The sequence below is a fragment of the Dialister succinatiphilus genome (genome assembly GCF_928721695.1).
GTDB lineage: Bacteria > Bacillota > Negativicutes > Veillonellales > Dialisteraceae > Dialister > Dialister succinatiphilus.
In genome coordinates this window covers 310126-332029 of record NZ_OV788641.1, presented here as the reverse complement: position 1 = coordinate 332029, position 21904 = coordinate 310126, and the positions used below count along the sequence as shown (strand labels likewise).

The 21904-nt window shown below is 51.2% G+C and carries 17 protein-coding genes; 10 read left to right on the top strand and 7 right to left on the bottom strand.

The window, feature by feature from the left end:
- Window positions 1-216: 216 nt before the first annotated feature.
- A complete protein-coding gene (locus NW747_RS01460; protein ID WP_273187702.1) occupies window positions 217-3651 on the bottom strand; it encodes a PD-(D/E)XK nuclease family protein in 3435 nt (1144 codons plus the stop codon).
- Window positions 3652-3848: 197 nt separating this feature from the next.
- On the opposite strand from NW747_RS01460, the gene NW747_RS01455 reads away from it, so the two are divergent.
- The 3 genes from NW747_RS01455 to NW747_RS01445 all read left to right on the top strand — a co-directional run bounded on the left by NW747_RS01455 (window position 3849) and on the right by NW747_RS01445 (window position 6754).
- Window positions 3849-4505 carry an MFS transporter gene (locus NW747_RS01455; protein WP_273187701.1) on the top strand — a complete coding sequence of 219 codons (657 nt, stop codon included), beginning with the start codon at window positions 3849-3851 and terminating at the stop codon, window positions 4503-4505.
- Between the two features lie 314 nt (window positions 4506-4819).
- Complete coding sequence (locus NW747_RS01450; protein WP_273186860.1) at window positions 4820-6112, top strand: IS110 family RNA-guided transposase; 1293 nt, start codon at window positions 4820-4822, stop codon at window positions 6110-6112.
- Window positions 6113-6223: 111 nt separating this feature from the next.
- The gene (locus tag NW747_RS01445; RefSeq protein ID WP_273187700.1) at window positions 6224-6754 is read left to right on the top strand and encodes an MFS transporter; all 531 of its coding nucleotides are present in this window, start codon (window positions 6224-6226) and stop codon (window positions 6752-6754) included.
- Between the two features lie 122 nt (window positions 6755-6876).
- Here the strand turns inward: NW747_RS01445 and NW747_RS01440 are convergent, their stop codons facing one another.
- Window positions 6877-8037 carry a twin-arginine translocation signal domain-containing protein gene (locus tag NW747_RS01440; RefSeq protein WP_273187699.1) on the bottom strand — a complete coding sequence of 387 codons (1161 nt, stop codon included), beginning with the start codon at window positions 8035-8037 and terminating at the stop codon, window positions 6877-6879.
- Between the two features lie 304 nt (window positions 8038-8341).
- On the opposite strand from NW747_RS01440, the gene tatA reads away from it, so the two are divergent.
- The 4 genes from tatA to NW747_RS01420 all read left to right on the top strand — a co-directional run bounded on the left by tatA (window position 8342) and on the right by NW747_RS01420 (window position 12193).
- Complete coding sequence (gene tatA / locus NW747_RS01435) at window positions 8342-8545, top strand: twin-arginine translocase TatA/TatE family subunit (RefSeq protein WP_273187698.1); 204 nt, start codon at window positions 8342-8344, stop codon at window positions 8543-8545.
- Window positions 8542-9273: a twin-arginine translocase subunit TatC gene (gene tatC / locus NW747_RS01430; RefSeq protein ID WP_273187696.1), complete on the top strand. Its 732-nt coding sequence runs from the start codon at window positions 8542-8544 to the stop codon at window positions 9271-9273. The genes tatA and tatC overlap by 4 nt, the downstream gene beginning before the upstream one ends.
- Before the next feature lie 152 nt (window positions 9274-9425).
- Window positions 9426-10049: a Flp family type IVb pilin gene (locus NW747_RS01425; RefSeq protein ID WP_273187695.1), complete on the top strand. Its 624-nt coding sequence runs from the start codon at window positions 9426-9428 to the stop codon at window positions 10047-10049.
- 383 nt (window positions 10050-10432) lie between these two features.
- A complete protein-coding gene (locus NW747_RS01420; protein ID WP_273187693.1) occupies window positions 10433-12193 on the top strand; it encodes a sensor domain-containing diguanylate cyclase in 1761 nt (586 codons plus the stop codon).
- 581 nt (window positions 12194-12774) lie between these two features.
- Here the strand turns inward: NW747_RS01420 and NW747_RS01415 are convergent.
- The 3 genes from NW747_RS01415 to NW747_RS01405 all read right to left on the bottom strand — a co-directional run bounded on the left by NW747_RS01415 (window position 12775) and on the right by NW747_RS01405 (window position 15425).
- A complete protein-coding gene (locus tag NW747_RS01415; RefSeq protein ID WP_273187692.1) occupies window positions 12775-13473 on the bottom strand; it encodes a hypothetical protein in 699 nt (232 codons plus the stop codon).
- A 135-nt stretch (window positions 13474-13608) separates the two neighbouring features.
- On the bottom strand, window positions 13609-14445 hold the full coding sequence (locus NW747_RS01410) for a formate/nitrite transporter family protein (RefSeq protein WP_273187690.1): 837 nt from the start codon (window positions 14443-14445) through the stop codon (window positions 13609-13611).
- A 65-nt stretch (window positions 14446-14510) separates the two neighbouring features.
- A complete protein-coding gene (locus tag NW747_RS01405) occupies window positions 14511-15425 on the bottom strand; it encodes a LysR family transcriptional regulator (RefSeq protein ID WP_008859953.1) in 915 nt (304 codons plus the stop codon).
- A 499-nt stretch (window positions 15426-15924) separates the two neighbouring features.
- On the opposite strand from NW747_RS01405, the gene fsa reads away from it, so the two are divergent.
- From fsa to NW747_RS01390, 3 genes are all read left to right on the top strand, one after another.
- Window positions 15925-16572: a fructose-6-phosphate aldolase gene (gene fsa / locus NW747_RS01400; RefSeq protein ID WP_008859954.1), complete on the top strand. Its 648-nt coding sequence runs from the start codon at window positions 15925-15927 to the stop codon at window positions 16570-16572.
- Window positions 16573-16763: 191 nt separating this feature from the next.
- Window positions 16764-18086 carry an MATE family efflux transporter gene (locus NW747_RS01395; protein ID WP_273187688.1) on the top strand — a complete coding sequence of 441 codons (1323 nt, stop codon included), beginning with the start codon at window positions 16764-16766 and terminating at the stop codon, window positions 18084-18086.
- A 244-nt stretch (window positions 18087-18330) separates the two neighbouring features.
- On the top strand, window positions 18331-19347 hold the full coding sequence (locus tag NW747_RS01390) for a uroporphyrinogen decarboxylase family protein (protein ID WP_273187687.1): 1017 nt from the start codon (window positions 18331-18333) through the stop codon (window positions 19345-19347).
- Between the two features lie 232 nt (window positions 19348-19579).
- Here the strand turns inward: NW747_RS01390 and NW747_RS01385 are convergent, their stop codons facing one another.
- Together NW747_RS01385 and NW747_RS01380 are read right to left on the bottom strand one after the other, a co-directional pair.
- Window positions 19580-20446, bottom strand: coding sequence for an EamA family transporter (locus tag NW747_RS01385; protein WP_273187685.1), 867 nt, complete (start codon window positions 20444-20446; stop codon window positions 19580-19582).
- A 167-nt stretch (window positions 20447-20613) separates the two neighbouring features.
- Window positions 20614-21744 (bottom strand): aminotransferase, encoded by a 1131-nt coding sequence (locus NW747_RS01380; protein ID WP_273187683.1) that lies wholly within the window; start codon window positions 21742-21744, stop codon window positions 20614-20616.
- Window positions 21745-21904 lie beyond the last annotated feature (160 nt).

The window sequence follows — 21904 nt, the reverse complement described above, 5'->3', positions numbered from 1 at the left end:
GCATGACGAGCCCGGCGGGAAAGGGGCCGCGAAGCGGCATACATATTCATCGCCGAAGGCGATACCCCCCTCTGAACCCTTTGAATCGACACGCCCATCAGGGCGTGTCAAATGGCGATATCACCACCCTCGGAGGCGAAGGCCAATGATGCCCCTTGAGCGAAGCGAACACAACCTGCTGCGGAGCGGCCATAACCTTCGGGGCCGCCGGCCCCGTCAGCCTTCCCCTTTTGAACCCTCTGAACTCTCTGGTCCTTGGGGTTTCTCCATTGCCCTTTCCGCCAGCTGTTTTTTCAGTTCCCTGTCGGTGGGAAGATTGACATAGTCGTAGCTTTCCCCTTCACCTTTTGGATCGAAGCGGCAGATGGCATGGAAGGGGCAGTAGGTGCAGGGTACCTGGTTTTTGTATCGTACCGGACGGATGGGGATATGGCCTTTTTCCATGTGATGATAGATTTCCAGCAGTTTTCTTTTCACTATGGTGAGAAGATTTTGGAAATCTTCGGCAGACAGAGTGGAGGCGGTCTGGGTGAGAGTGCCTTTCCCTGACAATTTGACAGGGAGGAAGGAGTCCTCCTCTCCGGCGGCACCATCGAGGCGGCGCAGGATATCGGTGTCGGAAAGAATCCAGCCGGAGGTATACTCCTTATCTTTCAGCGGCGGTTTTCCTCCCGGCGGCACGGCAGGAAGGCTCTTCACATCGCCGGACAGGTAGATGTACATGAGGGCGGCGGGAAGAAGGCCTCCGCCCCCTTCTTCTTCCACGTCCAAAAGGTAGGTGAGAAGCTGCAGTTTCAGCCCTGCCACTGCTTCCTGGAGCGTGGCAGTGGTATGGCCGGTTTTGTAGTCAAAAATGGCCACTGCATCATCACAGCTGTCGATGCGGTCGATTTTGCCGTTCAGGGTGAACGTATCCTTTTCGCCGGAAAGATGGAGGTAGAATTCCTTTTCCAGCGCCTTTGTGTCAAAGGAGCTGTTCTGACTCCATTTGCGGAGGGATGTAAGGGAGCGGCGGAAGGTTTCGTTCAGCGCCTTTTCCGTATAACGGGAGGCGCCGTCGGCGTGGAGGGCACCGTAGCGGACCTTGGGGGCCAGGCGGGAGGCAATGGTTTCTGAAAGATTCCGGATATCTTCGTCCGTGGCATCCCGCCACTGTTTCTTTTCTTTTGACAGGGACTGCCCGAACTGGTGGAGTCCTGCATGCAGATAGCTGCCGAAATCCATGGATTCCATTTCCCCTTCGTCCCGTTTGTCGATTTTAAGTCCGTAACGGACAAAGTACATGAAGGGACAGCGGCGGTAGTTTTCAAAGCGGGTGACAGAACCGAAGAAGCGGCCCCCCGGCTTGAAAAGCTGATCCGCCAGGTCTTTCGGAAGGGGCGGCGCTTCGTTTTTGTACTGGTATCCGGAGAGGGCCTCCTTTACGTCTTTTCCTTTGCCATTGTCCTCCGCCCAGCGGACCAGGGCTGCCCAGGGGGACCCTCCTTCGGGGATTTTTTCCCGGAGAAGGGCAGGAAGAAGGGAGAGGGCCTGCCGGGGATTGGCGAAATAGGAACGGTCATGTTCCCGATCCTCCGGCGTCAGGGTGCGTTCTTCCGAGGCATAGCCCAGGCGGCGGAGCTGGGAAAGGAGGAAAGAGGGCTCCGTGTCATTGTGGTCATCGTTCACGGAAGGCATGGTCATGTACAGCACCTTCTCTGCCCTGGTGAGGGCCAGGTAGGTGAAGAACTGTTCCTTGTGCACTTCTTCCAGCAGGCTTTCGCCGAAAATGAGGCGGCTGTCTTTGAAAATCTTCTGCCGCTCCAGCTCGGTGAAGAAGCCTCCTTCTTCTACGCGGCGGGGGAATTCCCCTTCCACGGCGCCGGGAATGAAGACAGCTGCAGCTTCCATGGCATAGCCCCTGTCCATGCCGGTGACGGTGACATGGTCCAGGGTAGGGGGGATGGTGGAGTAGGTGAGGGCAGTGAGGCCGTCTTCGAAGATGGAGAGGAAATTCTTTTCTGAAATCTCATCATCACCGGCGGTGTGGACGATTTCATCCAGAAGGGAAAGGATTTTCTTCCACACCTGCAGGTGAGGACGAAGGTTGGTGCGGAGCACTTCCTTTTCATCCATGGCTGAGAGGGTGTCCGGTATCTTTTTGTCCATCATCCACTGGTAGAGGAGGCGGCAGCGGTCTTTAGACTTTGGGCTCTGGCTCCATTTTTCTGCCAGTTCGTCCAGCATAGCAGTGAGGCGGGTGCGCCAGGCATTGACCTCTGTGAGCTCGGCCTGTTCTTTTTCGGAAAGAGCAGGCGCAGGTGCATCCAGATCCCGGTAGGTGCGGAATTCCCATGGTTCGTGGTACTGCCAGGGGCGGATGCCATGGGAGAGCACATAATTCTCCAGCCGGTCTACCTCTTCCTCCTGCCATTCCGGGAGGAGAAAGGTTTTCAGCATGCGGAAAATGGTTTCCCGCTGCCAGCCGCTGTTTTTCCGGCTGCATTCAGCGGTGAGGAAACGGACCAGACTGTCCAGAAGCACCACCAGGGGATGGTTGTTCATAGGATGCTTCCGGTCGATGAATCCGGGAATTTCATAGCGCTTGAAGGACCGCTCCAATGCATCGTCATAGTCCTCTGGGTTTCGGAGAAGGACCAGAATATCCCGGAAACGGAGATGCCGGTCCCGCACCAGGGACAAAATGGTTCTGGAAATGAAATCCACTTCCTCAGCCCTGTGGGAGGCAGTGATGAGGTGAAGCCCTTCGTCGGGTGCCGGCGTGGCTGCTGGAGGAAGGGGAGAATGGGCTGCCCGCCGGTTGAAGAAAAAACGGGCCATGGCTTTCAGGCGGGGAGAAGCAAAGCGGCAGTCCTCGGACAGGAGAATGGATGAAAAGTGGCGCTCCTCTGCGGAAAGGAGGGAGAAAAGATGGAAGGGGCGGGCAAAATTGGGATTGACTGCCGCTTCTTCCGGCCTGTCCATCTGCAGTGTCATGGTGACTTCTTCTGCCGTGTGTAAAAGGGCGTAAGCAATGTGGATTTTCTGGGGCGCCATGCCGTTGAACCCGTCAATCCATACACGGGAGGAACGGAGGGTGGGAGATTTGGGAATTTCCCGGGCCAGCAGGTCGAAAAGGCTCCCCTGGTAGTCGAAGTGGTCTTTCAGGTACCGGTGGTAGGCGCGATAGAGGAGGGAAAGGTCCTTCATCTTCCGCCCCAGCGGCGTGTCGCCCTGGGCCATGGCGGCGTTTTCCAGATCCTCCTCTGATACGCAGAACATATCCAGCTGATGGAAAAAGCCCGTCAGCTCTTCAGAAAAATGGGGCTGGGAAGCCGCTTTCATCATCATTTGCAGATGGTCCCTGTTTTCCTCCAGAAGACGGCGGAGAATGATCTGCTGTCCCAGCGGTGACAGGGCATCGCTCACCGGCGAATGAAGCTCCTGAAATACGCGGTAGGCCAGGCGGGAAAAACCGCACACCGTCACATTGGTAAATCCTTTGCCGGGGAAGGATTCTGCCAGCCGGTACTCTGCTGTGTATGTGCCCTGGTCAGGCACCAGAAGAAAAGCCTTCCGCTCCGGATGGCCTTCCACGTATTCCCTGATTTCCCGGCAGCATCGCTCCGTTTTTCCCGTGCCGGCGCGGCCGAATATAAAATGAAGTCCCATCACTCTATCTCCCTTCACCCTGTAATATATTCATTATACTATGACAGATAGAAAACCGCAGGAAGAAAAGGGCAGGCCCAGGGGATCAAAGTCCCATGATATCCACGAGCACTGGAATCTCTGAAACTGTTTACTTTCCGTCATTTTATGATACAATAGGATTACTTCGTTGTCGTAATAATAATGAAAGGTATGCTATGTCGGAAAATAAAATCTGGACCCGGGAATTCGTGGGAATGGGACTCACGAATTTCTTTTATTTTATGTCCCAGTACATATTGATCGCCGCTCTTCCTGTGTTCATCATGGACGATTTAGGGAAGGGGCAGTGGGAGGCAGGCATGGCCATGACCTGCTTCCAGATCGGCACGGTGCTCTGCCGGCCCCTGGCGGGACGGATTATTGATGGGGTAAACAAGCAGAAACTTCTTTTGGGGGCGTCTTTCCTGTTTTTCCTGCTCATGGCCGGTTTCTACTTTGCCTCTTCGCTTCATGCGGTATGGTTTCTCCGCCTTGTCCATGGCGCCGTGTTTGCTCTGGGCACCACTGCCTCTGCAGCCATGGCAGCTCTTGTGCTTCCCCGGCGGCGTAAGGGAGAGGGCATCGGTTATTTTGCGGTCTGCGGGAACATGGCCATGGTCATCGGGCCGCTGGTGGGACTTTTGATTATGGATTACCTGGGAGCTCATCCTCTCTTTATTTTCCTGGCCCTGCTGGCGCTGGGAGCCATTGTGGCAGGAAACGGAAAGAAGCTGCCCGATGAAACCATCCTGCCTGGCGGAAAAAGGCAAAAGGGTTTCCATATCAGTGATTTCATAGAAAAAAGAGCCCTTCCTTCCGTCATCCTCGTATAGTATGTGTAGGGCATGAAGTCAAATACTTCCATTGCCCATCTTGATGGGTAGGGAATCCTGGTGCTACGATGAAAGTAACATGGAATAGCTCAGAAGACGACCAAGTCATCCTGCGGTTCTACCGCCAGCTCAGTATTCTCGCCTGGCTCTTTCTCCCATTCTGCCTACTTCAGAATTTGCGGCCCCGGGCGGAGCTTCTTCCAGTAAACGATTTACCTCCACGGGTGATTGCCTATTAACGAGATTTTAGAGGGAGTTTGAGATCAGGATTCCTTCTCCTATTTCATGAATGTTGCCAGGAAGGAGGTGCGATTATGAAACAATATGAATTACTCCATTCTTTGTTTGTTGGTATAGACGTTTCGATGAAAGAGAACGTTGTGCATGCGATGCCTTTTTCCCCTGAGGACCATCCTGGGCACGCGCATCTGCGTTTTTCCGCTCCTAACACTCCTGCTGGATCTGTAGGAATTGTCGAAAAAGTCAGTGACTTCTTGAAATTCTATCCTGATGTCATACAGGTTGTCATTGCGTTAGAGGCTACTTCGGTTTATTCTTTTCACCTGGCAACATTTCTGTCCGTTGCACATTTTAACGGACACATCCCAGCCATCGTCTATTCCGTTAATCCCAAAGAGATTCATGCTTACAAGAAAACTTTTACGGATGTAGGGAAAGACGACTATGTCGATGCCATGGTTATTGCCGATTATGCGCGTTCCAACAAAATCCGGTCACGCCCTTGGAAAGGGCCAGAACTGCTTGGCTTGCGGGTACTTACACGTTTGAGATTCCGCATCGCCAAACTCATGGGAATAGTGAAGAACTCGACCGGAAACAGCATCTACCTTGAATGCAGCGGACTTATGACAGGAGAGAATCCCTTTTGTAATGTATGGACCACCACCTGCCAGGAGCTGCTGACAACCTTTCAGGGCCCTGATGAAATCCTCAGTCTGTCCGATGAGGAACTGCTCAATTTCATCACAGAAAAAGGACACGGAAGATTTTCCCATCCTTTAGATGTCGTCGAAAAAGTGAAGAAGGCAGCCCGCAATTCCTATCGGTTGGACAAAAGGGTTTATGAGCCACTGACTTCGGGATTATCCGTGTCCTTTTTCATTATACACTCTCTTGAGGCTGCAATAAAGAAATTGGACAAGTCCATTGAGACAATGGCCAAAAGTTTTTCAAGCGACTCATATCAGATCCTGCTGTCAATCGACGGCGTCGGACCAGTCATAGCCGGAGGGCTCCTAGCGGAAATTGGCGATATCAAGCGGTTCAAAACCGATGATGCCCTAGCTAAATACATAGGATTAACCTGGAGAGGAAAGCAATCCGGTCAATCAGAAAGCCCGGTTAAGCATCTGTCAAAAGCCGGTGATGTGTATCTCCGCTATTATGTGCTCTTAGCTACAGGACAGATCATAAACTACAGCGCTAAATATCGCGAGGCATATGAACGTATTCGCAGTCGTAAGACCCTATTTCCATACAGGGCCGCACTCAATCTCGTTGCTCGAAAGATCGTCCGGCTGATCTTTACATTACTGGATAAACATCAGCTGTATTCCGATAACAAAGTAATGGTAACGTTGGAATAGAAAGATCGAACGCCGGAATATATTCGAAAAAATCAATTTACCCGGTGGTGTGTTAAGGTTACACTTTTTTAAGAAAAAATAATAAATTTCTTCAAAAAAAAGACTTGACCTATGACCAGAATCCTGGGAGGTCTTGTGTTTTTTGCCTACGGCGGCGTGCTGACCTTTATCCCCATGTATACCAGAAGTCTGGGCATGGGCGGGAGCACCAGTCTTTTCTTCCTGGTCTTTGCCCTGGTTATCGTGGTGACAAGGCCTTTTGTGGGCTATCTCTTTGACCATCATGGCCCCAATGCTACCGTGTATCCGGGATTTGCCTTTTTCTCCCTGGGCTTCATCCTTTTCAGCCTGGCAGGAAATCTGCCGGTCCTTCTCCTTTCAGCAGCGGTGCTGGGAATCGGATTTGGCGCTCTGGCTCCCGCTTTCCAGACGCTGGCAGTGCAGAGCGCCCCGGCATCCCGGGCAGGGGTGGCTACGTCCACCTATTTCTGGTCTCTCGATATTTCCGTAGGCCTGGCGGCAGCAGTGCTGGGCGTGGCAGCCAATGCCTTCGGCTATCCCTTCATGTACGGCGTCATCTGTCTTTCTTCTTCTCTTCTTGGCCTTGCCTACTACTTTTTCTGGAGAAGAATTCTTTCCTGAATTTCCGGCATTTCAAAAGGGGCTGTAAAAAATGGTAATCATTTTTTCACAGCTCCTTTTTGATTGCTTTTTCCAAAAGCATGGGGACACCGGCTGCCAGAACAGGGTGGGAAGATTCAGACTCAGTCCTTGATTACAATTTTTTCTACCAGTCCTTCAATCTGCTTTTCTCCGTCAGGGAAGGAGGACAGGTGGTTGATGTACATGAAGGAAACCTGGGAACCGATATAATTCCGGAAGCGGTTGAATTTTTTAGGATTCTTTTCGGCATCGATACCGTAGAGGGAAGAGGCCGCTTTCTTCAGGAGGGCAATGGACTTCTGGGATGCCGGGGAAGTGAGAACCCAGTCATGGTCGCCCAGATGAACGATGTATCCTTCCTGTTTGTGGGGAGCGGGAAGGCCTTCTCCATCCTTCCGGAGGTAACCATGGCGGACGGGATCTTTTCCGGCAATCAGGGCAGCTGCCTTGATCCAGCCCACCACATCCCCTTCATCCTTTGGGTTGGAAGGCGCACCGTGGGCGCAGGCCTGTGCCACCACCACTTCGGATGGTATGCCGCGGTACATGGATTCGGCAATACTTAACACATGGTGGGCACCCTGGCCGGCCAGGGTGTATTCCTTGCGGGAACTGCCGTCCTTCTGCCACTGGAATACGAAGGGCTTTTCAATGTCATGGAGGGCCTGGCCTGCCATGGCGGTGTCATAATCCACATGGTAGCCAAACACATCCTTGTAAGTACGGCAGATGCCGGCGGTGATATGCAGGTTGCTTGATACATGGGTGGCAAGGCCGCCGGGATAGGGATGGTGGCTCATGTAGCCGCTGCCCGGGGCAGTCATAAAGGGCTGCAGGCGGGACGGAAGGGGAGGAAGAAGGGTTTCTGCAGTAATTTTGGAGGGATCTGCCAGCTTCATTTCCACCAGCTTATTGTAAATCTTTTGGATGGTGGAAGAGGAGCTGTAGTTTTCCATGAAGGAAGGCTCCGGATGGTTGATCATGGAAAGAACTGCCGATTTCAGGCCGCTGTCATGAATGGTATTGACCTGACTGATAATGTCCTTAAAGGAACCCTTGACCAGGGGAGAATTTTTGGCAGATTCTTCTGCGGCAGGCAGGGCGGAAAGGGCGCAGGGTCTGATTTCCAGAGTCTTAGCGGTTTCCTCGGCAGCAGAGGCCTGGAAGGGGAAATGGAAAAGAAGGGCACCGGCGGCGCTGCCGGCTGCCAGCTTCAGAAAAGTCCTTCTGGAAATAGGTTCTTTCATCATGGATTCACTCATTGATTCATCCTCCTCAATTGACAGAAGCGGGGGTCCGCTTACCATAAAAGCCGGATTGCAAATGACCGGCAGGGCAGGGGAAAATCCGGAAAAGGGGGATTTCCTGCTTTCCTCTCAGTGTATCTGTGGTTTGCAAAGGAGATAACAGGGTATGGAAAAATAAGGACAAAGACCGTCAGATTTTTGTAAATTTGCAGAAATTTGGCAGAATATGACAAAGTCCATAAAAAGATTTGACGAAATCGGAAAATCTTTCCTTTATGATGGAAGGAAATTCAATTGTTTTTCATAAAGGAGGCTTCCCATGTTTGGTATTGGAATTCCTGAACTGCTTCTCATCCTGGTTATCGGTCTCATTGTTTTTGGACCCGGCAAGCTGCCGGAAATCGGCAAAGCTTTGGGAAAAAGCATGCATGAATTCAAGGATGCGGTGAATATGGATACACAAAAGACAGTGGTGGTGAAGGCAGAAGGGACAGAAGTGAAAACGGAAGGCGCTAAAAAATGACAGCTCCCGGTGAAGCAGCCGGTGATATGCCCCTCACCGGCCATCTGGCGGAACTGCGAAAACGGATCCTCTATTCACTGGCGGCCGTGCTGGCCGGTACAGTGATCTGTCTTTTCTTCATTCAAAACCTCATTTCCCTTCTTACAGCACCGGCGGGCCATCTTTACTTTGCCCGGCCGGCAGAGGTCTTTGTCATTTATATGAAGACGGCAGTAATCGCCGGTTTCATCCTGGCGTCGCCGGTGGTTTTCTTCCAGTTCTGGCGTTTTATCCTGCCGGCCATGACGGACAGGGAACGGACCTGGACCATTCTCTTCGTCCCCCTCTCGGTGGCGCTCTTTCTGGGAGGCATTGGATTTTCCTATTTCCTTGTCATGCCCCACAGTCTCCATTTCCTCATGGCCTTCGGCGGGGAGAATTTCACGCCTCTTCTTTCCATGGAAAGCTATCTGGAATTTGTGCTGCTCATGATTCTTCCTTTCGGAGTCATGTTCAACCTTCCCCTGCTTATGATGGCTCTTGCTCTGGCAGGGCTGGTGAAGGAGAAGACACTCAAAAGAGGAAGAAAGTTTGTCATTCTGGCCGCCTTCATCCTGGCGGCGGTGATTACTCCTACGCCGGACATTCTCACCCAGTCCCTCCTGGCCCTGCCTGCCGTTTTCTTTTATGAAATCTCTCTCCATGTCATAGGAATCATGGAAAAGGCTCATCACAGGAAGGAGAGTTGATACTCCGTGTTTTCCGATTTTCCCGGGCTGCCCCTGCAGGGCAGCTTTTTATGTGGGAAGGGTATAATAATGACTTACATATAGAAAAATGGTAAAATACAGGTAGATAGAAATCGTTTTCAAGATAGGTGATCGGTAAAGAGGTGAGAACCATGTGGAAGGAAAAAGGACAGAACATCATTGAATATGCCCTCATGCTGGCACTGGTGGTAGGCATCGGAAGCTTTATCTACACCCAGGGGTATGGGGACAACATTTCTGCCGTTTTCAACCATGCAGGAAACCTGTTGGAAGAGGTGAATAAAACCCAGGAAGAGGCGAAAAAGGAAGCGGAGAAAGCAGCGGCCAGGAATGATGACAGAAACTATGCGGACCATATGGCAGAGCTTCTGAAAGATGCAATTAAGAACGGGGTACTGGTGATGGATGACAAAACCACCGTATATCTTCTTGCTCAAAATAAACCGGGCACGAAGCTTGACAATAGTTTTGTGAATGGAGCTGTATATGGACAAACTAAAGTGAATGGGAAGAGCTATGGGAACAAGGCAAACCAGGTTGGGTTTGACGGTCTTTGGAAAGCGGTGGACACGGAAGGCTCCTACAGTAAAGCTTCTGTTCACCAGTCTGATATAGACTGGTATGGCGTGGGGATTACAAGAAACGGAGACAGTTATAATCTGTCCTATGTAGAGGGTAAAGGGTATAACAAAAATAACGGTTTTGACCCGCGAACCGGCACAGAATATAAGAATAAGTCCTGGCCGGAATCCTGAGAATTTTAAGGAGAAAAGGAGGGGAAGAAAGGTTAATTATCTTTCCCCTCCTTTTTTAGTGCACCCCTATTTTACCTGGGGTGAAGCTAAGCAGTCAGAGGATTCGTCATCTCAGGCAGAGCGGCGCGGTCCCTTTGCGATTCGTTTCCTTTTCAGATTGGCAAAGGGCCTCTGATTTTCTGCATAGGAGGACCGGACGGAGCTTCAATCATTTTTTCGCAGTCCTCTTCGATGTTTAAAATGTGATTTTAATTTATTTTGCTTTTATGCTATAGTAAATATAAGAACGACATAACTGAGAATTTACAGAAGGCATGCCTTGAAGCAGGATACCATCATTTGATGGATACGTGAGATACACCGGTTTCATCAGGAGGCTTTGCATGAAACAGTATGTGTATGATTTCTATGGGGAAAATGAACTGGAAGAAGTGATAGACCGGTTCAGGCAGGAACGAAGGGAAAAGGCGGGGCTTTTTATTACCCTTTATCATGAGTCCAACGATTTGGAAAAAGTTAAGGAGAGCATACAGACACTGAGGAAGGCTTTTCCCCAATCGGCCATTGCCGGCATGTCCGCTTCCGGCGGTATTAAGGACGGACGCATGGTACTGGGGAAAAGCGTACTTGCTTTTCTTTCCTTTGAAGATACGGAAGTGTCGGTGCACTGCTATGACATCAGCAGCATGACCCCCGGCGAGGCAGGGAAAAGGGCGCTGGAAAGCTTCAGCGGTATCAGAAATCTGGCAGGGGTGGAAGTATTTACCACCCTTTCCACGGTGGACGTGGATGATTTCCTTACGGAGCTGGATCACCTGCCGCCGGAGACGGCCATTTTCGGCGGCGGCGCCGATGCCTATACCGGCAGCGATGATACCTGCGTCTTTGGCAATGATTTCATTTCCCGAAAGGCCATTGTGGCAGTGTGCTTTGCAGGGAAGGTGAAAATCCGGGTGTCCCAGAACCTGGGCTGGCAGCCCCTGGGACAGGTGATGACCATTACTGCCATTGATGGGGACAAGGTGATTCGTGAACTGGACGGCAGGCCTGCTTTTCAGGTGTATGAGAAATATCTGAAAATGAAGAAATCCGATTTTGGCGGACAGCAGCTGATTTCCTTCCCTTTGATTCTTATGAGAAAGGGCCGCATGCTGGCCAGGCTTCCGGCGGCCTGCAGGGATGATGGGAGCCTCATCATGTCAGCCAGCTGCTTTGAAGGGGAAAAGGTAAGGCTGGCCTACGGGGATCCCAATGAAATCATCGCCCGCTGCCAGGAGAACACGAAACAGCTCCGGGCCTTTGCACCGGAGGGAATTCTCATTTTTTCCTGCATTACCAGACGTCTTTTCCTGAAAGAAGATACCAATCAGGTGCTGGCGGCATACGGAGCCCTGGCGCCTGTATGCGGCGGCTATTCCCGCGGCGAAATCAGCCGCTCCGGCGGCAGGACATCGGCCTTCAACATGACTCTGGTGGCTGCTGCTTTCAGGGAAAAAGAGGAAAACGGGATGAGGCAGGAAGAAAAGTCTTCGGAAGGCATCGTTTTCTATACGGAAACCATGACCACCATACAGCGTCTGGCCTCCTTTATTACCACGTCTACGGAAGAACTGGAGCAGGCAAACCGCCGTCTGGAGGAAGTGAATCGGAAACTGGTCTACGTGGCGACCCATGATGGCCTTACGGGCCTTCTAAACCGTGGCCGTGTGGAATCCATCCTTCACGAACTCACCGGCCCTGTGCAGAAGAATCACCATGTATTCACAGCCATTATGGTGGATCTTGACAATTTCAAGGGAATTAATGATGAATTCGGCCATGGGGAAGGAGACAGGGTACTGCAGGAGGTGGCAGGCGTGTTTTCCAAAAAATCACCGCCCAATGCCTGTATAGGCCGGTGGGGCGGCGATGAATTCGTTATCCTTCTTCCTGGAATGGAGGAAGAGGAAGCCGCCGCTCTGGCAGAAACCTTGAGAAAAACCATAGAAGAAACGGTGTCCTGCCCCGACGGAAGCCCTGTATCTGCCAGTCTGGGCGTCACACAGGCCAGGGAAGGAGAGACATTCGAGTCCTTCTACCATAAAATGGACAGCGCCCTCTACCAGGCCAAATTCCGGGGGAAGAATACCATTTTTCTCATGTAAAAAAATCCGTCATCTCTGGGGTGACGGATTTTTGATTGGGAGTTTTTGGGACCTGGGATAGTTTAGTGGGCTGGTGGGCTGGTTGGAATCGCTAACGGCACTTTGACACCTTGGCGTTCCTGTCATTTCGAGCGCAGCGAAGCGGAGTCGAGAAATCTCCCTGCACAATGCTTAATATCGGTTATGCCCGGCAGCGGCTCCTTCCCACAGGCTGGTATTTACTACCGATTGTCTCATACGCTTCGAGTACCGAGATTCTTCGCTGGCGCTCAGAATGACACGCAGGGCGGGAAGGGGGATGCTAAGCGGCATTTATATTCATCGCCCCCTAAAAGGGAAACGACTCACTACATTTTGCGCGTCGCTAGCGCTCCTTCATCCTCTGCTGTCACTGACTCACTGGATTTTCGGGTCGCTGATGCTCCCTTACAAATCCAGTTCGCTAGTGCTAAATGTGTTCGCTGTGCACCGCAAGGGCGATACCACAACCCTCGGGCCATAGGCCCGTCAAACCTGAGAACCCTCCGGCCTTTAGGCCGGTCAATCTTAAGAACCCTTCAGCGCCTGAAGGGCGCTGAACCTCAATTCCCCTCATACAGGGGATTCACCAGGCGGATGATCCAGGTTTCGCCTCCGGTGAATTTACTGTTGTATTTTCTGGCCGTATCTTCATAGCGCTTTTTCAAGTCCCTGACCGTTTCTTCCAAAGTGGTTATGGTTTTGACGGCAGTGTCGGAGCGCATGTCTTTGCCGCACACCGGACAGAGGGGCGGATGGATGAAGCTGCGGTTCACTCTGGATTTGCAGTGGGGGCAGGATACGAAGGGAGCGGTGAATTTCTTCTCGTTCTGTTCCTTTGTATAGGTTGACAGCTTTTCTTCTTTTTCCCGGAGCCTTTTTTCCAGGGATACCATTTTAGGGGAAGGGGTGATGCCGATTTTATATTTCACGGCATAGGAGGTGGGGATGGACTTCAGGTATTCCAGCGCCTGGGTGCGGGTATTGCAGACCTTTTCCTTGAAGAAGAGGCCCTTGAATACTTTATTGGCTTCCCTTTTGCCGAAGCCTTCCTTGAGCATATCTTCTTTCATGGTATCCTTCATCCACTGGGAGGGCTTTGTAAGGTCAAATTCCCAGATTTTTTCCTTCCACGCATGGGCGGCCGCTTCTTCTGCGGGCCTGAGGGAGGGGGCTGTTTTTGGGATTTTTTTCTTTTTCGCCGGAGCCATATCGGTCTGGGAGAAGAGGCTGTCTTCTTCCATTTCTACTTTTCTTTTCATGGGAGTCTCCTTATGTTCGATTTCGTGAATTTTTGTTCTTATACACTATAACCCATATGGCTCCATTCATCAACCGGAGCCAGGCGCCGGGGAGAAAGAAAAAGCCCCTTTTTCGCAAAAGGGGCCTTTAAAAAGTTATTTCTTTTCCACCTTGACCTGGGCAGAGACAAGCAGGGTGAAGATGCCGGTGCCGCCGATGATATTTCCAAGGCCGGTGGGAATCAGGAATCGGAAGAAATAGTCGTAAACCGAAGAATTACCCATGAGCACTGCGTAGGCTGCTTCTCCGGAGCCTACCACCACATGGGCGAAGCCGCCGATGGCGATGAAGTAGGTGAAGGTGAAGATGGTGAAGAAGGAAAAGCCCCGGGACATGGGAATCATCCAGACCACTGCGGCAATGAGCATGCCCGCGGGAATCCCTTTGAAAATGTTCTCCAGGGGAGTAGGGGTCATGATGTGGTGGGCGGTGGAGAGAAGGAAGGATGTGATTTCCGGCGATGCAAAACAGGAGGAGGTCATGAAGAGGGCAGAAAGCAGGGTACCGGCCATATTGGAAAGAAGGACGATGGCCCATAGCCGCCCTATACGAAGGAGCGTTTTCCAGGAAGGGCTTTCAAAGAAGGGAATCACGGTGGTAATGGTATTTTCCGTGAAAAGCTGAAGCCTTCCCAGAATGACGATAAGAAAGCCCGTGGTGTAGCCTATGCCGCTGATGGCGTCGGCCCAGGGGCTATGGCCGGTATACATGGAGAGGACGGCGCGGAAATAAAAGGAGAAGGAAATCATAAGTCCTGCAGCCAGGGCGGAAAAGATGAGGGGCACCGTGGCCCGGTCCAGTTCCTTTTCTCCATCATGACGGATGATTTCAAAAATCAGGGAGGAGGACAGTTTCTCGTATTCCTCGACAATGACTTTGGTTTTGGACTGTTTGACTTCTTCCTCAAAATGGGAATCAGCGGTTTCTTTCATAGGGGCTCCTTTGGCGAATAAAAAAGGGCTGTGAAAAGAGGAGTCTTTTTCACAGTCCCATGGATTTATCTTTCCGGCGGAAGGCCGGCGTATTCTCTGGCGAAGTCGGAGAAGTTGTCAATAATGTATTTCTTCAGCATTTCTGCTGGCGGCGAAAGCTTCTCGCCTTTCTTCCAGGACAGGCTGATGTAGCGCTGGCAGTTCGGAGAGGCAATAGGCACCAGGGCCACATGGTCTCCGCCTACGCCATGCCAGGTAATGCGGGGCGCAAAGGATACGCCCAGACCTGCGCGGATAAATTCACGCACGGTCATGGGGCTGTCGCTTTCCAGCACCACATGGGGGACGAAACCGGCCATGCGGCAGTAGAAATCGGTGATGGTTCGAAGGCTGGCTCCGGCTTCCAGGGAAATAAAGCCGGCTTTTTCAAATTCATCCAGGTTGACTGAGGATTTTCGGGCATGGGGATCCGTGTCTGGCATGGCCAGCATAATGTCTTCTTTCAACAGGGTGACGGAGTGATCATTTTCAATGGGATTGATGGAGGAGGACAGGAAAAGGTCCACATGATTCTGGCTCTGCTGCCCCGGTTTGCTGCGCTGCTGCAGGATTTCAAAGCGGATATCCGGATGTTCCTGGCGGAAGCGGGTAAGGAAGGCAGGAATAATCATGGAAGCGGCAAAAAGGGAAATGGTGACCGTGAGTTTCTGGGCTTCCTTGGTATCTGCCAGTTCTTTCTGGGCGCCATGAAGCTCCTGCATGATGCGGTTCGTGTGGCGGAGAAGAATTTCGCCGTACTTGGTGAGTACGATATTGCGGCCGCTTCTGGAGAAAAGCGGTACGCCCAGCTCCGTTTCCAGCACTTTGATGGTGTGGGACAGAGAAGGCTGGGAAATATGAAGGGCTTCAGCCGCCCGGGTCAGGTGCTGGAGCTCAGCTGTTTTCTGGAAATAGCTCAAAGCGAGGAGCGTTAATTTCATAATATCCCCCTCAATTCCAATGGTGGAGTTCGAATTAAAAACAATAGTTTCTTTTATTTAATTATACACTTCACTCTATCAATAATCAATGAATATAAAATATCATGCATTGTAATTTAGAAATTCCAGTAAATGATTCATTTTTGCAAAACCTGCGGAAAGTATAGAAAACAGGGGGGATTGAAAAAGAACCGGAGAGAAATAGGAACAGGAAAGGGCATTTATAAAAAATTTTTATAGAATCATCTAAGGGAGGGCTGATTCAATCATTGACTTCTTTTATTCCTGAAATGGTATACAATGCGGGAACCGGGGAACCGCAGGAGCTGTTTAAGCCCCGGTCACCCGGCAGGGCATCATTTCCTGCGAAAACACACTTCGTGACCTCTGTGATTTGCGGTTGCTTCCATCATTGGATGGCGTTTTCATTTTTTCATTGACAGAAGGGGCAGATGGTGTGAAAATGTACTATATACATTGAAGCAAAGGAGAAAAACAAATGGAATTTTTTATTGATACTGCTGATGTAGAGGCCATTCGCAAGGCCAATGATATGGGATTTATTTCCGGTGTAACCACCAATCCTTCCCTGATTGCCAAGGAAGGGAAGGATTTCCATGCCACCATTAAGGAAATCGCATCCATTGTGGACGGCCCTATTTCCGCTGAAGTACTGGCTGACGATGCAGAAGGCATGATTGAAGAAGGCAAAGTCCTGGCCGGACTGGATCCTCACGTGGTAGTGAAGATTCCTATGACCCCGGAAGGCATGAAAGCAGTCAAGGGCCTGAAAAAACTGGGAATCCGCACCAATGTGACCCTGGTATTCTCTGCCAACCAGGCACTGCTCGCAGCCCGCGCAGGCGCTTCCTATGTAAGCCCCTTCGTAGGCCGTATCGATGATATCGGCTGGGATGGCATCGAACTGATCCAGACCATTTCTGAAATCTTTGAACTCCATGGCATTGAAACCAAAATTATTGCCGCTTCCATCAGAAAGCCCCAGCACATTATGCAGTGTGCCCTGGCCGGCGCTGATATTGCCACCGTTCCTTTCCAGGTGCTCATGGATGCCATGAAACATCCGCTCACCGATAACGGCATTGCCCGGTTCAAAGCAGACTGGGCCAAAGCCAATATGAAATAAAAGTAAGTCAGGTCAAAAGGGCTGTGAAGAAAGGATTCCCCATTCTTCACAGCCCCTTTTTCTATGGCTCTTTTTCTTCTTTCACCACTTGCTTCGGGTACATATTTCATTTTTATCATGGGGCCATTATAATGACTTATATAATCTGGCAAAGGATAGTCTGTATAGAGCAGGCTGTCGCAGGGGGTAAAATGAGACATATTGATTTCACATCAGGCCCGGTGGGAAGGAAAATCCTCCTCTTTTCCCTGCCTCTCATGGTAGGGAATGTATTCCAGCAGCTTTACAATGTGGTGGATACGCTGGTGGTGGGGAAATTTTTGGGAGAAGCGCCGCTGGCGGCGGTAGGGAGCGCCTATACTCTCATGATTTTCCTCACTTCCATACTGATTGGCCTTACCATGGGGGCAGGCGTTTATTTTTCCCTCTGCTTCGGCAGGAAAAATTTTGACCGCATGAAACAGGCGGTTTTTATTTCCTTCCTGTCCATCGGTCTTTTGACGGTCATCATGAACGGTGCTGCTTACCTCCTTCTGGACGAGCTCATTTCCTTCATGCAGGTGCCTTTCGAGGTCATTCCCTATATCCGGGACTATTTATGGTGGATATTGACCGGACTTTTGGCGGTGTTTCTCTATAATTTCGGCGCCGCACTCCTGAGGGCCGTGGGAGATTCCGTGACGCCCCTTCTCTTTCTCATTCTCTCTTCTCTCATGAATGTGGCGCTGGACATTCTTTTCGTGGTGTATTTGGGATTCGGCGTAAGTGGTGCTGCAGAGGCCACCGTGATTTCCCAGTACGCGTCCGGCGCAGGTATCTTTATTTACTGCCTGTTTCGGCGGGAGTTCCATATTTCAGGGAAAGACAGGGTCTGGAGCCGTGAAATCTTCTGGGACATGTCGAAGCTCTCCCTTCTGACCAGCCTCCAGCAGAGCATTATGAATTTCGGCATTCTTCTGGTGCAGGGGCTGGTGAACAGCTTTGGCACCACTGTGATGGCAGCCTTTGCGGCAGGCGTGAAAATCGACACCATTGCCTATTCGCCGCTCCAGGACTTCGGCAACGCTTTTTCCACCTATGTGGCCCAGAACTGGGGCGCAGGAAACAAAGCACGTATCCGGCAGGGCGTGATTACAGCAGGAAAGATGATTTTCCTTTTCTCCATCCTGGCCAGCTGCCTGGTGTCCTTCCTGGCGCCAACGCTTATGGGCTTCTTCGTACCGGAAACGGCAGAAGAGGTGATTGCAGTGGGGGCGCATTACCTTCGCATCGAAGGCAGCTGCTATCTGGGCATCGGCATCCTTTTCATGCTCTACGGCTTCTACCGCGCCATCAAACGGGCCGGAATGAGTGTCATCCTTACCATCCTCTCTCTGGGCACCCGGGTGGTGCTGGCCTACTTTCTTTCCTCTTTCCCGGAAATCGGTGTCACCGGTATCTGGCTCTCCATTCCCATCGGCTGGGCCCTGGCAGATATGTATGGTATGATAAAGGGGTATAGATTAGTGAGATAGTGAGCTAGTGGGACAGTGAAGGCGGCTGTCGTCTATCCGCTGGCTGCGGGGGCTTTCCACGAGGGCTTCCCGCCGACCGGCATTTATCAATATTTCTGTTACTTACGGTTCTTACCGAGATTCTTCGCTTCGCTCAGAATGACACGCAGGGCGGCAAGCCAATCCCGTAACGCTCATTTCATATTCATCGCCCGCAGGGCGATACCACCGCCCTCTGAACCCTATTTCTTTAAGGAGGAATCCTATGAAAAAGAAAATCATTTCTGCCATGACAAAGAAGGAACGCATCCAGGCGGCCATCCGCGGCGAGGAAGTGGACCGGGTGCCCTATTCCCTGTGGACCCATCTGCCTATGATAGACCTGGATCCTGTGAGCAATGCAGAGCATACATACGATTTCTATAAAAAATATGATGTGGATATTCTGAAAACCATGAATAACGGCATGTACAGCGTCGAGGATTTCGGAGCCAAAACTGATTTCAGCGATGTACCCAAAGGCGGCGTGGCCCGGATTACAGAGACGCCGGTGAAGGAACCGGAGGACTGGCTCAGGCTCAAGCCGGTATCCGTGAATGAAGGGGCCCTGGCCAGGGAGCAGAAGTATCTGAAGCTTCTCCTGAATCAAACAAAGGGAGAAGTGCCGGTCATATTTACAGTGTTCAGCCCCCTCACCACGGCCAATAAACTCTGTCCTTCCATGATGGACCATATCCGGCAGGGCCATGGAGATAAGGTGAAGGAAGCGCTGAAGGTGATTACAGAAACCACCTGTGCCCTGGTGCAGCGGGTTATCGAACTGGGGGCTGACGGTATCTTTTTTGCCACCCAGCTTTCATCCTATAATCTCACAGAAGAATCCTACTATCGGGAATATGGCATGCCCTACGATCTGGCAGTGCTCTCCGCCTCGTCGGGCTGGTGCAACGTGCTTCATGCCCATGGCAAAAATATCATGTTCCCCCTCCTTCGCAAATATCCGGTGCAGGTTTTCAACTGGCATGCCTTCGAATCGCTGCCGGAAATCGCAGAAGCCCAGCTCCTGACAGGAAAGTGCATCATGGCAGGTCTGGAGCGGATGGATATTACAGAACACCATAAAAATGAAATCGAACGGGAAATCTATGAAACTTTGAAACAGACTGGAGGCAGAAAAGTCATTCTTTCTCCGGGCTGCGTCATCCGCTATCCCCTGGATGAAGACATGCTCTCCTTCGTGAGAAAGGCAAAGGAAGAGATAGAGAAAAAGATGGGATTGTGAGATCGTGCGCTGGTGACAGGGGAAGGCTGCTGGCTGTCAGCTATCCGCTGTCTGCTGTCTGCTTTACGCAGGCTGGTGGACGGCGGGAAAGCAGACAGCGCCCTGCCACCTTCAGCCTGAAAAGCTGCTGCGCCCTGAGTGAAGCGATGCACAAAATAGTGCCTCATTTCCCCCTGGGGGACACAATCTGCCTGCGGAGCGGGCGAAGACTCCCCTCTGAACCCTCTAAGCCTTATGAATCCTTAATATTTCCTGCCACAATGCCTGCTCCGATAAGGAAGATGCCTGCCCACTGGATGGGGGTGATGGATTCACCCAGCACCAGAAGGGCCATGACGAGGGCCACAGGAAGCTCCGATGCGGCCAGCACGGAGCCAAGACCGGGACCTACATGGGGCATGCCCCAGGCCAGAAGAAAAGGCGGCAGGGCTACGCCGAAAATACCAAGGAGGAAGCCATAGGGGAGGAGAAGGGGCCAGGCGGAAAAATCAAAAAGAAAGACCGGCGGAAGGAGAAGGAAGGTCAGCAGGGTATCACCGGTGGACATGAGAGCTCCCTTCAGGGCAGGGGCTATGCCTTTTCCCAGAAGGGAACTGGCGCACATCATGGCGGTGTAGGATAGGGCGGAAAGAAGGCCCCATCCCATGCCGGAGGAAAAGGAAAAGTCGGCGCCTTCATCCAGAAGACCAGCTGAGAGCAGGGTGCCCGTGAGGCAGAGAATGATGGAAAGGAGCTGCTTCTTTCCTGGCAGCTTTTTAAAGATCAAAGATTCCGCCGCCGTACCCATCCAGATAGACTGGAACAGGAAAACCACTGCCAGGGAGGCAGAGAGACTTTCCAGGGAATGGTAGTAGAAAATGGTGGTGAGCGCCATGGGAATGCCAATGGATGCAAGGGACAGAATCTGGAAGAAAGAAGGAATCCGTCTTACAGTGAGTATGGCGGAAAGCCATAGAAAGAGCATGCCGAAAAGACACTGCATACCGCTCACATCGGTGAGGGTGAGACCAGCGGCATAGGCGGTTTTTACAAAGGTGGAAAGAATGCCGTAGCAGGCGCCGGCGGAAAATACAATAAATGCATAGAATCCTTTATGCATGATTTCCTCCAAAAGAAAAGCACAGTGCAGCATGCACTGTGCGGCGAAAACAGAAAATTCTGAAAAAATCCACAACCATGACGGTTTTATTGTCTGCAGTCTATCATATGGGAAGGGAAAAGGCAAGGCCACCATGATAGATGGCAGACCTTGAAAAAAGCAGATGATTATTCAGCTTCCAGGGAGCCAAGGAAGGTACTCATGGCCTGGAGGCCTTTTTTTAATGTGTCCCTGTCGGCAGCATAGCCGATACGCATGGAACGGGGTTCATCGAAGCAGTCCCCCGGGGTTACGAAGGTGCCGCAGCTGTCATACATGCGGCGGCAGAGGGTATAGGAATCTATGGGAAAATCATAATACACCAGAGCGGTGGTACCGGCTTTGGGCTTCACATAGGAAAGGCGGGGTTCTTTTTGAATCCAGTGATCCAGGATATCCAGATTTTCCCGGATGATTTTTTTATTTCTTTCCAGAATCTGATTTTTGGAAGCCAGGGCCAGCGCGGCAATGGTATCGTCTATCATGCCGCAGCTGATGAGGTTGTAGTCACGATGGGACCAGAACTGCTTTAAGGCCTCTTTATCATGGGTGGCAATCCATCCCAGACGGACGCCGGCCAGGGAAAACACTTTGGACATGGAAGAAGTGGAAATGCCTTTTTCGTACATGTCCACAATGGACGGCTGCCATTCGTCATCCTGGGTGAGATGGCGGTATACTTCATCTACCAGAAGGTAGGCGTCAGATTTTTTGGCAATGTCCACCACTTTCTTCAGAATTTCGGGAGACATCAGGGCGCCGGTGGGGTTGTTCGGATTATTGAGGCAGATCATCTTCACACCGCCCCGGGCCATTTCTTCCAGTTCCTCCAGGTCCGGCAGATAGCTGTTTTCCTTTTTCAAATGCAGGATTTCCACCTTTGCTCCCAGGGAGGCAGGAATGGAGTAGAGCTGCTGGTAAGAGGGCATGATGGAAATGACCTTGTCTCCCGGATTGATAAGGGAATAAAAAACATGGTGGTTAGCCCCGGAAGCACCATGGGCAGGAACGATTTCATCGGGCCTGATGGTGTGGTACAGGGCAGCAATGCCTTCCTTCAAATCAGGAGAACCTTCTATATAGCCATAGGTGAGACGGCGGGCACAGAGTTTGTTAAGGAATGATTCCTTATGGGTTCCCGACAGTTCAAAAAGTTCGTCCAGTGAAATGGAATCCACGCAGGTTTCGGCAATATTGTACCGGGCACCTGTTTCATAGGCATTCATCCATTCTTCGACAGCAAAGGGTTTAATGTTCATGATATAACCTCCTTAAAAAAAAGAGGATTTATTCCTGCCTTTCAATGGCTTTCGCCATATTACCTGCAGCAGGAATAAACCCTCTTGGCTCCCTATCCGGTGACAGGGAAGAGTTTCTTATGAAATTACACATATAATAATACATGGGGAAAAAGATTCT